At 39.4% G+C, this 12,351-nt stretch carries 13 protein-coding genes; 11 read left to right on the forward strand and 2 right to left on the reverse strand.

What is annotated here, in order from left to right:
* Nucleotides 1-132: 132 nt before the first annotated feature.
* The 11 genes from FTU35_RS04660 (at nt 133) to rplS (ending at nt 10,110) form a co-directional block, all read left to right on the forward strand.
* Nucleotides 133-621: a GspH/FimT family pseudopilin gene (locus FTU35_RS04660; protein ID WP_179994084.1), complete on the forward strand. Its 489-nt coding sequence runs from the start codon at nt 133-135 to the stop codon at nt 619-621.
* Nucleotides 621-1,166, forward strand: coding sequence for a type IV pilus modification protein PilV (gene pilV, locus FTU35_RS04665; protein ID WP_179994085.1), 546 nt, complete (start codon nt 621-623; stop codon nt 1,164-1,166). Before FTU35_RS04660 ends, pilV begins: the two co-directional genes overlap by 1 nt.
* Nucleotides 1,166-2,137 carry a PilW family protein gene (locus FTU35_RS04670; RefSeq protein WP_180064540.1) on the forward strand — a complete coding sequence of 324 codons (972 nt, stop codon included), beginning with the start codon at nt 1,166-1,168 and terminating at the stop codon, nt 2,135-2,137. The genes pilV and FTU35_RS04670 overlap by 1 nt, the downstream gene beginning before the upstream one ends.
* Nucleotides 2,138-2,908, forward strand: coding sequence for a pilus assembly protein (locus tag FTU35_RS04675; protein WP_180064541.1), 771 nt, complete (start codon nt 2,138-2,140; stop codon nt 2,906-2,908).
* A gap of 17 nt (nt 2,909-2,925) precedes the next feature.
* Nucleotides 2,926-6,897, forward strand: coding sequence for a pilus assembly protein (locus FTU35_RS04680; protein ID WP_180064542.1), 3,972 nt, complete (start codon nt 2,926-2,928; stop codon nt 6,895-6,897).
* 13 nt (nt 6,898-6,910) lie between these two features.
* Entirely contained in the window at nt 6,911-7,363 is a 453-nt protein-coding gene (locus tag FTU35_RS04685) for a type IV pilin protein (protein ID WP_179994089.1), read from the forward strand.
* Complete coding sequence (locus tag FTU35_RS04690; protein WP_179994090.1) at nt 7,357-7,794, forward strand: type IV pilin protein; 438 nt, start codon at nt 7,357-7,359, stop codon at nt 7,792-7,794. Before FTU35_RS04685 ends, FTU35_RS04690 begins: the two co-directional genes overlap by 7 nt.
* Nucleotides 7,795-7,936: 142 nt before the next feature.
* Nucleotides 7,937-8,194, forward strand: coding sequence for a 30S ribosomal protein S16 (rpsP, locus tag FTU35_RS04695; protein WP_004974526.1), 258 nt, complete (start codon nt 7,937-7,939; stop codon nt 8,192-8,194).
* Between the two features lie 30 nt (nt 8,195-8,224).
* Nucleotides 8,225-8,773 (forward strand): ribosome maturation factor RimM, encoded by a 549-nt coding sequence (gene rimM / locus FTU35_RS04700; RefSeq protein WP_180051418.1) that lies wholly within the window; start codon nt 8,225-8,227, stop codon nt 8,771-8,773.
* 42 nt (nt 8,774-8,815) lie between these two features.
* Nucleotides 8,816-9,565 carry a tRNA (guanosine(37)-N1)-methyltransferase TrmD gene (gene trmD / locus FTU35_RS04705; protein ID WP_154320275.1) on the forward strand — a complete coding sequence of 250 codons (750 nt, stop codon included), beginning with the start codon at nt 8,816-8,818 and terminating at the stop codon, nt 9,563-9,565.
* Between the two features lie 173 nt (nt 9,566-9,738).
* Nucleotides 9,739-10,110, forward strand: a complete 372-nt coding sequence (gene rplS, locus FTU35_RS04710; RefSeq protein ID WP_004974529.1) for a 50S ribosomal protein L19 — start codon at nt 9,739-9,741, stop codon at nt 10,108-10,110.
* 67 nt (nt 10,111-10,177) lie between these two features.
* On the opposite strand, the gene FTU35_RS04715 is transcribed toward rplS, so the two are convergent.
* Both FTU35_RS04715 and FTU35_RS04720 read right to left on the reverse strand, forming a co-directional pair.
* Nucleotides 10,178-11,146, reverse strand: coding sequence for a triacylglycerol lipase (locus FTU35_RS04715; RefSeq protein WP_180064543.1), 969 nt, complete (start codon nt 11,144-11,146; stop codon nt 10,178-10,180).
* Nucleotides 11,147-11,322: 176 nt separating this feature from the next.
* Nucleotides 11,323-12,240: a triacylglycerol lipase gene (locus tag FTU35_RS04720; RefSeq protein ID WP_225531238.1), complete on the reverse strand. Its 918-nt coding sequence runs from the start codon at nt 12,238-12,240 to the stop codon at nt 11,323-11,325.
* Between the last annotated feature and the right edge of the window lie 111 nt (nt 12,241-12,351).

Below are 12,351 nucleotides of genomic sequence, written 5' to 3' on the forward strand. Positions count from 1 at the left end.
ATGAAAAATAGGCAGATAACTGTTGCATGACGGTTATCTGCTTTTTTATGCCTTTTATCCTGAAGTGTGAGGGTTTTGTAAAATTGTTGGTTATTATTTTTAATAGGGCAAAGTCTGTGTCTTGGGGGGAGTATGCAAAGAAAAGAAAACGGGTTCACCTTAATTGAGTTGATGGTGACTTTGGCAATTATCGCAATTATTGCAACGATAGCTGCTCCAAATTTATCCAATTCGATTGAGAAAAGACAAATTGAGCGAACAACTACGGATTTCGAAAAAGCGCTTACACAAGCGCGGTCCGATGCGGTGTTAAGTCGTAAGAAAATAACAATTCATTTAAATGCGACAGGGGAAGATTCTCCAACTGACCGATATTGGACAATTCCAGAAGATGTAACATTAACATTTAATACGGCTAGTTGTGTTGGTAGTAGTTGGAATGTCTCTACAATCTCAGCCTTAACAACGATTGTCTTTTTACCCCAAGGTAATGTATCAACGTTGCCTACAAATTTAGAAATTAAGTTAGCTCGGGATAGTGTTAAGCGTTTTATTTATTTAACTAACTTTGGACGTGTTGCATCCAATGCAAAATCAGTTTTTGAAGGGAGCTGCCCATAATGAAAAAAATAAATCAAACGGGTATCGGCTTAGTTGAAGTTATTGTGGCTCTTTTGCTTCTATCAATTGGTGTATTAGGCTTTTCGATGTTACAAATTCGTGCGATGGAGGCATCCTTAGATGCTTCGAAACGTATACAGGCAATGAATTTAGCACGTGATTTATCTGAGCGAATGAGGGCAAATAAACAAGGTTTGTCTAAGTTTACAGTTGGTGAAGATGATAATGAAAAGATTGTTGATGCTTATACTAATGCATTAGACGGTAAATATTATTTAACAAGCTATTCAGCACAATGTGCAAATACATCTAAATGTACTAGTGCTGAATTTGCCGAAGAAGATGTTAATCAAATTTTATTTAGGGCGAATACTTTAGGGATGAAAGTAGCTGTAAATGATTGTCCTGGTGCAGATACTAATAGGAATTGTGTATTTGTCGCATGGGGGGAAACTAATCCTGTTGATGGAAGTTCCGATACAAGTTGTACAAACGACGGTAGCTTTTTGTCTAGTTCAAAATGTATTGTTTTGGAGGCCTATTAATGAATTATTCTAAAGGTTTTACATTAATTGAATTAATGGTGTCCTTAGTTACCGGGTTAATTGTTATTGGGGCAGCCATGCAGCTGTTTTTAACTGGAAGTATTAATTATAGTTTGCAAAAAAACTTGGGTGAGCTCCAAGATAATGGGAACTTTGGTCTAAATTTTATTATTAAAGACATAAAATTAGCTAATTTAGATGCTGATCTATCGGTAATTAATGATCGGAATAAATATAGCGGTATTGTTTTTACAAGTGTAAAAAGCTATGCGTCTTTAACACCAGAAGAAAAAGAAGTCCTGTCAGCAAACCTCCCTTTAACTTTAACGAATTCGACGGTGGATATTGCCAATCTGTCATTAGCCAATGTTGGCCCTAGTAATGTTGGTGATGGAAGTGATCAATTGGTAATACAGTATAAAGTCTTTGATCCTAATGGTTTTGATTGTGAAGGTGGTAGTTTTACTCAAGAAGAAATTGAGGAAGGAACGTTTGTAGTTCAGCGCTATTACTTGAGACCTGATGGAAAATCTTCTGATTTAGCTTTGGTCTGTGATGCGGGTCGTTATAAAACATTAGTGGCGACAGACAGTTTGCCTGCTGGAATTAGTGGTTTAGGGGAAAACAGCCAAATCATTATGCGACGTGTTGATTATTTTCATGTACTTCTTGGCGTGAAGCAAAATAATTCAGATGAGTTTAGTTACATGACAATTGACCAATATATGGGGGCGAATAATGTTTTAACTAAAGACGGATCCCCTCGACCACGGATCATGTCTATACAGTTAGGTGCTTTAGTGCGTGGTTTTGATTCAATTTCTGGCAATGATGCTCTACCTACAGCATTTCGAGTTTTAAATAAACAAGTGACATTAAATGATGCGAGTTCAAAAGAAAAATTTGCTCGAGAAGTTGTGAGTCAAACTGTAGCTTTAAGAAATGGCTATGGTCTCATGGAGGACCTATAAATGAAGCAATATCAAAAAGGGGCAACACTCATAGTTGTACTGTTCGTGCTTATTTTTATGGTTTTAATAGGGACACTCGCTGTTAAACAAAGCTTAGTAGGGCTAAATGTTGCAACAAATAGTCAAGTACAAAGTTTAATGCGGCAAACAGCAGATGCCGTTTTTTTCTCACTTGAAAGAGATAATCAAAATTCAGCAATTTTTCAAAAGAACTTAAGTTCATTAGGTTTATTTGGAATGGTCAAATCGGATGCTTTTTTTAATAAAGAATTGGTGTTTTGCTATCGTCCAAAGACGCAGAATCAGGTTTTTAATATCCAAAACGCTAGTATTATTTATCCTACAGGAACTGACGATGTTAATAATTCCGAATTAGGTACTACAGGTTTTTGTAAATACACATCAAATGATTACAGTAGTGGCCGTGATTTTATGATTTCACAAGTGGCTGTGAAAAAAAGTAGTTTATCAACCGATGTTCCCTTTAAATTTTATCCTTTAGGGACAGACGCATCTACAGTACAACTTGATCAAGTCCAACCAGTACAAATTATCGTAACAACGATTATTCCGGGGGCAGCGAGTGGTTCAGGATCGGGTTGGGCAAGTTTTAATACACAAATAAATAATTGTTTTAAAAATCATATTAATGACAAGTCAACTAAATATCCAGATCAAACAACGGTAGCGGAGTGCTTTAGTGATCTTGGTGTGCCTTATAGCCAGCAGGTCATGGATTATGCCGTCATTAGTTATGCGTCGAAAAATTAAGGAATTGGGAGAATGAAATGAATATGAAATATAAAAAACTGGTTATCGCTATCCAATCTGCAATGATGACATCGCTCATTTGTTCGGCACTTCCAAGTTATGCAAGTGATATTGAGTTGTATAAAGGCCCTCAAGCTTCACAGACGACATTGATGTTTATGATGGATGTGTCGGGGAGTATGAGTGATGAAGATCGTATTGGTAGTTTAAAGCGAGGCATGATTAAATTGCTTCAAGGTGATGCAGAAAATGGAATAGAACCGCTACCAGATAGACTTGTAACAGGGCTTTCGGAATTTAGCTCTCCTGATAGAAATGGGCCTTTTGGGAGGGTAAAGCTTGAAGCAAGACCTTTAGGAGAAGAGACAATTTTATCTGGTAATCGACCAGTATTTCAGACGCAGCAAACATTCTCTCGTCCAGTTACTAGAACAATTACAGAATCGAGAAAATGGACTGCAACAAATCAATCTCGTACACAGTCAGGTACAAGAGTAAAAGACTGTGGTAAAAAGGGTAATGATTGGTGTAATCCCAGTAATTGGTCCCCAGCGGGGGTGAATGATGGATGGACACCGACTACAATAAATAGTAGTAGTGGTGGAAGTTGGGGGGTAACAAATTCTCCAGACTGGACACTTATTGGTACAGCAACGGCTACAAGTGGTGTCATTAATCCTAAAGAATGTATTTCATGGAATGAATCCAGTTATAATTGCACATCTTGGGAAAGCTCAGTAAAAACAGTTGCAGATTTTAGTAATGTGACTTCAAATTCGCAAAACTCTGCTGTCAGTGTGGGGGGAGTCTCTGACTCAGCTAAATCAACACCTATTGCTGGATCTCCAGAATTTGGAGGTATAACTACAGGTGATGCAAGTTGCTCCAAGACAAATTGTACACGAACACAATCTCGATCTGCACAAATTACAAGTACTAGAACATATACACAAACAGGTACGGGTACATATACTATTACAACAACATACTATAGTACTTCTGCAAAAGAAACTCACCGGAAAAAAATGATACGGGCTGTAAATGCGTTAAATGCTAATGGTGGTACTCCAACAGGATATGCCTATGCTGAAGTAGCTGCGTATTTGATGGGGCAAACAACATCAGGAGTATCAACTGCTGGATCTGCATCAGGTTTTTCTGCAAATGTGACCAATATAAGTGATGGGACAAACTACATTCGCCCATCTGCTCTTAACTCGAAAACAAATACTAGAGAATATACAATTGATTCCTCTAAACAATGTAATACACAGGGTATTTATTTTTTAACAGATGGTGCTCCTACATATTATGAATCTAGAAATACTGTTCCTGATCAATATAAGAGATCAGTTTTAGAAGATTTTATGAAAAAAGCATTAGGACCGGATAAAGGTGCTAATTTTTCTTGTAGTAATGATAGTACACTCGGTAAATATAGTTCAGGGTATAGTTGGACAAATAATACTAGTCAAAGCGCTTCACGTATGCTTAAACCAAATGGTTGGGATTGTATAGGAGCATTCACTAAGGCTTTATTAAATAAAGATGATAACCCAGCTGGTATAAGCATTAAGACAGCAGTAGTGGGATTCGGAAGTGATTTTAGTAATAAAGCGACTTCAGATGAAAAAGATGCTGATAAATGGGGAGTATTAGGTCAAGGTGGAAGTTATATTGGCACTAATGATCAGGATATTGTTGAAAGTGTTATTGCATTTCTGAAAAAAATGCAAAAATATATTCCACCTGTAACTACGGGTTCAGTTACAGTGCCTGTAGATAATCTGGATACCCAAAATATTCAGCCTTGGGGATATTTCCCTCAGTTTGATCCACAGCCAGACTCACGCGTAACGACATGGATTGGTAACTTAAAAAAATATGAAGTCAAGAATAATATTCTTCGTGATCGTGATAACAATAAGGTTGTGGATGAGTCAACAGGTGTGAGTGTAGATGACCCAAATGATTTCTGGGCGGATACCTCAATTAAGAAAACTATTACAAAAATTAAAAAAGTAAATGGTCAAGATGTTGAAGAAGATATTGAGGTTCGTATTGGTGGTGCATTAAGTCAACTTAAATTGGGTTTAACAGATACTAATATCGAGCGTAAAATTTTTACTGATCGAAAAATAAACGAGGATGGTACAGTTGCCACTGTGGGCGATAATTCTAATTTGTTGCAAGTAAAAACTGCTGATTTAAAGGTGCTAAATGATACGAATAATTTTGTGAAGGATCCGAAACGTGGATATCTTGCAGCTTTATTTGGTTATGATATCAGCTCTGCTATGGCGAGACAGCTGGAAACTAACCCTCCTGATAGTACGGCACAAACTACTTTTACTAACTTTTTAACCAATACGAATGCGACCTTGAGACAAATGGGCGCAGTCATGCATTCTAAACCGTTGCTGATCACGCAAGAAGGTAAAACAAAATTTGATGCTGCAACTGGAGACTTAAGCTATGAGAGTCGAGACGATTTAATTGTATTTGGTACTACACAAGGTTTATTACATGTTGTCCGAGCAGGTAAAAATTCGACAGATTCCGATGCTGGTAAAGAAGTATTTACATTTGTGCCGAGTGAGATGATTGAAAAACAACATCAAGGCTTCTTGGATCAAAAACAGCAAGGTATTGATCTGAAATATGGTATAGATGGACCTTGGACGGCATATACAGAATATGCAACACGTAGTGGAACCTCTGCAACTGCACCAGTTGTAAGCGTTAAAAATGGTAAACAATGGCTTTATGGTGGTTTACGCATGGGTGGACGAAGCTACTATGCATTAGATCTATCAGATGTTACATCTACAAGTGGTACACCTAAAATTAAATTTAAAATTGACCCACAAAGTGCTGCAGCGTATAGCCCATTAAGTTATATGGGGCAAAGCTGGTCTAAACCAACACTGACATGGGTGAAGTGGAAAGGTGAGCGCAAATTAGTCATGCTTGTTGGTGGTGGTTATGATGATGCCTATGAGAATTTAAACCATAGACCAAGTTCAAGCAAAGATAAGGGTGCTGGTGTTTATATGTTTGATGCCGATGATGGTAGCCTTTTGTGGTGGGCAAGTTCAAATGTAGATACAACAACCGTAGATGCGACCCAAGTTGCAGATATGAAACGTAGTGTTGTAAGTCAAATTAAAGCAATTGATCGTAATAATGATGGATTAACCGATCATTTATATTTTGGTGACTTAGGTGGGCAGCTTTGGCGTGTAGATATAGATTCATCTAATACGGCTGGTGACAGTTCAAATTTTGCAAAACGTGTCGTTAGGATTTTAGATATGTCATCTGTCTCAAACGTACCGCGTTTTTATAGTACACCAAGTTTTAGTATTCATAGTTCAGGTAATGGTTTCTTTGGTGTAGTTACTATTGGTTCAGGGAATTTAAGTTTTCCAATGTCTGAATCAGATCAAAATGATGCACTATATGTAATCTACGATAAAGATGTTACAAAACGAAACTTATTTGTTTTAAAAGACTCAGAGTTATCTACTGTGGATATTAATTCAGAAGGAACTGATACAAAGCAATTGGTTGAAAATACAGATGGAAATACATCAACACCATTAACAAAAGGTGGCTGGTATTATCCATTAGCTACTAAAAATCGTATCTTAAACGATAATGTTGTCATTGATAATGATCTTTATACGAGTGTCTTTGATGCTACTGTAGATATTGATGATGTTAATTGTTATGGCGGTGTACGAGGGAAAAGTGTTGCTAAACAATTTTGTTTGCCATATGGACAATGTTTGAAGAAAAATAATGATGGAAACTATGAAAAGGAATCGCTTCCTGAGGATATTGAATTAGGTTTAGGTAATATTGGTATTAGTTTTGGTGGTATTGATAAAAAACGTGGATTAGTACTTAACTTGCCGACAGATAAGCCATTAAAGTCGTATCAAGGTAAAACGAAGTTTATTTCACAACGTTGGTACGAACGTTAATTAGGAGGATTCAATGAATAAAGAAAATGGATTCACTCTGATTGAGCTTATGGTTGTGGTGGTAATCCTTGCGATTATTGCTGCAATCGCTTTACCAAGTTACCAAAGTTATGTGCGGAAAAGTACCGAAAGTAAAGTGCAGCAAGAAATTCTTAAAGTTGCAGAACAACTTGAAAATTATCGTGCTCGAAATTTTAACTACCGAAATTTTGCTGCCAACTCTGTGCAAATGCCTGATGGATATAGTTTAGATATCTATGATATTGATGACACTTCAAAAACTTTGACTTCGGGCGTGCAGGGGCGAGGTTGGTATATTAAAGTTACACCCCCAGGTGATCCCAAAGATTATTACTTCTTAATGGGAAGTAATGGCTTAAAATGTAAGTCACATTTAGCAAGTGATGTTGATTTTAAGTGTGAGCCATGGGATGAAACTGGACCGAGTGGAAGTCAATCATGGTAAAAAATAAAAATGGTTTTACTTTAATTGAGCTGCTTATTGTTGTGGCAATTATTGGTATTTTAGCTGCAATAGCCTATCCAGCTTATACACAGTATGTAATCAAATCCAACCGGATTGATGTGCAAACAGAATTGGCGAGAGTCGCTTCAGTGCTGCAGCGTTACAAAATGTTGAATTCAAATTATTTAAAAGCTGGACAACCCTTAACGTTATCGGACTTAGGAATTTCACCAGATTATCCAAATTCAGCAAAAAAGTTATATGAGTTAGAAATTTCAAATGTCTCTGCTGGTACTTGGACCTTAACGGCAACACCTGAAGGAGCACAAGTGGGGAATGGAGAAGTAGTGTTGAATCATAATAATCAAAAATGCTGGACAAAAGGTTCCTCATGTACTCCTTCTGCCACCACCAACTGGGACGGCAAATAAATAAATTCAAATCTGCGGATAAATACGTTTTGATCTTTCATTCAGGGCAAATTTCACGTAAAATATTGCCCTCTATGAAAGGGGTTTGAAATGTGTCGATGGTCGATACAGGGATAATCCGTAAAAACTATAAGGTTGTATCATGGTAGTTATTCGTCTTACTCGTGGTGGTGCTAAAAAGCGTCCATTCTATCAAATCGTTGTAACTGACAGCCGCAATGCACGTGACGGTCGTTTCATCGAACGTATCGGTTTCTTTAACCCAACAGCTCAAGGTAAAGCAGAAAAACTTCGTTTAGATGCTGACCGTTTTGCTCACTGGGTTGCACAAGGTGCTCAACCTTCTGAACGTGTTGCTTCTTTAGCTGCTCAAGCGAAGAAAGCTGCAGCTGCTGCATAATTAAATGAATTAAGTAGTAGTAGGTAGCCCATGACACCAACACAGAATGTGCCCGAAGATCGTATTCAGATTGGACAGCTACGTTCAGCTTATGGATTAAATGGGTGGCTCTGGGTCTATTCCAATACAGAACCAATGAGCAATATATTTGACTACCTGCCTTGGTACATCGAAACCAAAGCAGGTTGGCAAGTCGCAGATGTAAAACGTTGGAAACCACATGGCAAAGGCTTGGTGGTCAGCTTAAAAGGTGTGAGTGATCGTACCGCAGCAGACAACTTGGTTGGCGCAAATATCTGGATTTCAAAAGCGCAACTGCCTCAACCAGGCGTGGACGAGTATTATTGGTCTGATTTAAAAGGTCTAACAGTGTTAGGTCTGGACGATGACGAACAAGAAGTAAACCTCGGTCAAATCCATGAATTGTTTGAAACAGGTGCCAATGACGTGATGGTAGTTCGCGCAACTGCCGATAGCGTCGATAGCGAAGAGCGTATGATTCCATGGCATAAAGATGTGGTACAACGCGTTGATCTCGAAGCGGGTCGCATCTACGTAAATTGGGGCGTAGATTATTAATCCATTCAGGATTCGCATAGCAGGAAAATAGAGGAGTCTGCGGTGTTTTTTGCAGTCATTACGCTTTTTCCTGAAATGTTTGAAGCGATTACAGCTTACGGTATTAGCGGACGTGCAGCAAAACGTGAATTGATGCAAATTCATTGCATTAATCCACGTGATTATGCACAGGGCAACTACAAAAGGGTGGATGAACGTCCATTTGGTGGTGGTCCGGGTATGGTGATGATGGCAGAGCCTTTGGCGCAAGCAATCCAGCATGCCAAACAGCTTGCACAGCAAGCAGGAGCAGTTCATGTACCTGTGGTGTATATGTCGCCACAAGGTAAAACCTTAAACGAAACTGCAGTACAACAATTCGTTGAATATGATGGATTAATTGTATTGTGTGGTCGTTATGAAGGGGTCGATGAGCGTTTAATCCAAAACTATGTTGATCAGGAATGGTCAATTGGAGATTACGTTTTATCGGGTGGGGAGCTACCTGCAATGGTGTTGTTGGACAGTATTATTCGGAGACTTCCAGGTGCTATGTCTGATGAGCAATCTCATGTGCAAGACTCATTTGTGGATGGTCTTTTAGATTGCCCACAATATACCAAGCCAGACCATTTTGAAGGTTTGGATGTCCCCGAAGTACTAAAGTCGGGACACCATGCCAATATTGAAAAATGGCGGTTTTTGCAGCGTTATCAACGGACTTTAGAGCGTCGACCTGAGTTGATTGAAAAAGTTGAGTTGAGCAAGCAGCAAAAAAAATGGCTAAAAGATTCGCAAGGACAGACCAAGTAATCGGTTTGTCTAAGCAAAATTGCTACAGACAGTGTGTTTGTAGTTTTTAAATAGGCTCTTTATGCATTGAAGCGGTCAGGCATAAAGGGAAAGTCAATCGGGTCTATGCGTTTTAGCCTCTATACCCAGTGGAAATCAGACCTCTTCTGACCCACACATATTGGAGATACCCCATGAGTGGTAAGCATCCTTTAGTACAAGCTGTTGAGAATGCACAGCTTAAGCAAGACATCCCAGCTTTTGCACCAGGCGATACAGTTATCGTTCAAGTAAAAGTAAAAGAAGGTGATCGTGAACGTCTTCAAGCATTTGAAGGTGTTGTAATTGCGAAGAAAAACCGTGGTTTGAACTCTGCGTTCACAGTACGTAAAATTTCTAGCGGTGTTGGTGTTGAGCGTGTTTTCCAAACTCACTCTCCAATCGTTGCGAAAATCGAAGTGAAACGTCGTGGTGACGTTCGTCGTGCTAAACTTTACTACCTACGCGAATTGTCTGGTAAAGCTGCACGTATTCGTGAGAAATTACCAGCACGTAAACAAGGTTAATTTTAACTTTGCTTTACAGCTAAAAAATGCGCCGTTTAGGCGCATTTTTTATGTCTGCTATTTGAGTTTATAAACCTTGTAGTTTTAAGCGATTGGCATGTTGACGATATACATCAACAGGATCTGGTGCAAAAATATCTTTCATGCCCAAGAGTTGATTGACTTCATCTAAGTGGTTCCAATAGTAGTTATCACGAATGGTTTTACCAAATTTGGCGCTGCAGCGTGATACCAAACCATCATTATCACGACCATTATCAATCAACAAACTGGTCGCCAACATGGCTGAGTCTGGATCAAGTAAATTAGTGACAGCCGTATTGCCCGTAAATGAATAGAACTGGATGCCTTTTTCTTGATAAGCGCCCTCACCACAACTTGTCGTTGGCATACCCATTGGGAATTTGCTGTTAAATTGTGCTGAACCTGTGGTGCTCAAACTGTTGGCACCTGCCAATGAGTCATGTGGATAGCTATTTGGATCTAAACCTTGTGCCCAAGTAATGGTTTTAGACACTAAATTGACCATATCAATTAATGGTTTTTCGAGCGGTGCACCTTGTACATTCAAAATAAAGTCTGCCACAGGTGAGCCTTTATTTGGTGCGCCGACAGCAGTCAGCGATGCGACTTTAAATGGCATCACGCCTGCTACATAACGAATGGTTGGTCCGCCATGTGAGTGACCAATTAAGTTGACCTTGCTTGCGCCTGTAATCGCAAGAATTTCATCGACTTGTTGTGCCAATTGTTCGCCACGAACTTCTGATGAGTTAAATGGAGATACGCGGGTTGCCCAAGCGTTAGCACCGTTACGTGCTAAATTGGGTAAAATTTGGTACCAATAATCGACACCTAACTGATCTCCACCAATATTGATAAAGCCTGCCATACCGTGAGTAAACACAATCGGATATTTGGTTTTGGCATAACTGGAGATCACGAAGTTAGATTTGACCTGTTCTGCATTGGATGCGTGCGCGGTACTGAAGGTACTAGCCGCAATTAAGCCTGCAATGAATAATCCATATTTCATATAACATCCTCTATTTTATTGTGCTTTCCTAGCATGACAATATCTATTGTCAAATATCATTATTCAGGAAATTTGCTAGATTGCAAGTTCTGAATGATTCATGGTTATTGAACTTCTTGCACTTGAGTTTCAAGCACAGGAAGATGGTTTTGCCAAGATTGAAATGAGCTTTACTATTACAAACCTTGTAATTTCAATCGGTTGGCATGTTGTCGATACAGTGCAACTGGGTCAGGTGCAAACAAGCCCGTTAAGCCAAACATCATGTTGGCAAGGTCGGTATGATTTAGTCGGTAGTTGTCACGAATGACGTGTCCAATGTGGGTACTACAACGTGCGACCATGCCATCGTTGTCTAAATTGCCATAAGACAGTGGGCCGAGTTGCATTAAAACAGTGTCAATATCCAGTAAATTGGTGGCTTGTGCTACACCTGTCCATGAATAGTAATGAATCCCGCGATCTACTTTGGCACCGCTGCTGCTACAATTTGCGGCCAAGGCTGTGGTTGGAAAACGACGGTTAAAATCTGCAGACGCTGTTTCGGTTAAAGAAGCCATCGATGCATCAAAATCGACAGGCATGTCTGGCTGTTGCTGCGCCCAAGTAATGAGAGGCGCCACCATATAGTCGCCTAAAATATTAAACGCGGTGCGTGATAAACGATTATTTTGAATATCATCGGCAACTTTGGAGCCACGGAATGTACCTGCAACGCCCGTAATTGATGCCACATATTCAGGTTTGGTCGCAGCTACATAACGTACTGTTGGGCCACCATGTGAGTGACCAATTAAATTGACTTTGGATTTGCCAGTGATTGCCATGACTTCTTCGACTTGGGCAATCAGTTGCTCACCTCGAAATTCAGTACGGTGTGCAGGGGAGAGTTGTGCGGCAAATACGGTTGCGCCATTACGTGCCATATCTGGCAAAATTTGATACCAATAATCCATATTAAAGGTTTCATTGCCAATGCGTGACCATCCGAGCCAGCCGTGTACCATGAGCAATGGATATTTGGTTTTGGCATAGTCAGATTTGGCCTGTTCCTGAATAGGCAACACGCTTGGAGCAGCTTGAGCGACACCCATTGAACCGAGCAAGCAGCCAGTGACAGCCAATGTAATTGCCCGTATGTTAGAGATGATGGTCATAAAACAATCCTGTGTTCTTTATTTTTATTACAAGTGAAGTGGTGGCTT

It is taken from the genome of Acinetobacter sp. YH12095 (genome assembly GCF_013419245.1).
Lineage (GTDB): Bacteria > Pseudomonadota > Gammaproteobacteria > Pseudomonadales > Moraxellaceae > Acinetobacter > Acinetobacter towneri.

What these genes read in the sequence shown, in the direction of transcription:
- FTU35_RS04660 (WP_179994084.1), top strand. Translation starts at nt 133, where the DNA reads ATGCAAAGAAAAGAAAACGGGTTCACCTTAATTGAGTTGATGGTGACT.
- pilV (WP_179994085.1), top strand. Translation starts at nt 621, where the DNA reads ATGAAAAAAATAAATCAAACGGGTATCGGCTTAGTTGAAGTTATTGTG.
- FTU35_RS04670 (WP_180064540.1), top strand. Translation starts at nt 1,166, where the DNA reads ATGAATTATTCTAAAGGTTTTACATTAATTGAATTAATGGTGTCCTTA.
- FTU35_RS04675 (WP_180064541.1), top strand. Translation starts at nt 2,138, where the DNA reads ATGAAGCAATATCAAAAAGGGGCAACACTCATAGTTGTACTGTTCGTG.
- FTU35_RS04680 (WP_180064542.1), top strand. Translation starts at nt 2,926, where the DNA reads ATGAATATGAAATATAAAAAACTGGTTATCGCTATCCAATCTGCAATG.
- FTU35_RS04685 (WP_179994089.1), top strand. Translation starts at nt 6,911, where the DNA reads ATGAATAAAGAAAATGGATTCACTCTGATTGAGCTTATGGTTGTGGTG.
- FTU35_RS04690 (WP_179994090.1), top strand. Translation starts at nt 7,357, where the DNA reads ATGGTAAAAAATAAAAATGGTTTTACTTTAATTGAGCTGCTTATTGTT.
- rpsP (WP_004974526.1), top strand. Translation starts at nt 7,937, where the DNA reads ATGGTAGTTATTCGTCTTACTCGTGGTGGTGCTAAAAAGCGTCCATTC.
- rimM (WP_180051418.1), top strand. Translation starts at nt 8,225, where the DNA reads ATGACACCAACACAGAATGTGCCCGAAGATCGTATTCAGATTGGACAG.
- rplS (WP_004974529.1), top strand. Translation starts at nt 9,739, where the DNA reads ATGAGTGGTAAGCATCCTTTAGTACAAGCTGTTGAGAATGCACAGCTT.
- FTU35_RS04715 (WP_180064543.1), bottom strand. Translation starts at nt 11,146, where the DNA reads ATGAAATATGGATTATTCATTGCAGGCTTAATTGCGGCTAGTACCTTC.
- FTU35_RS04720 (WP_225531238.1), bottom strand. Translation starts at nt 12,240, where the DNA reads ATGGGTGTCGCTCAAGCTGCTCCAAGCGTGTTGCCTATTCAGGAACAG.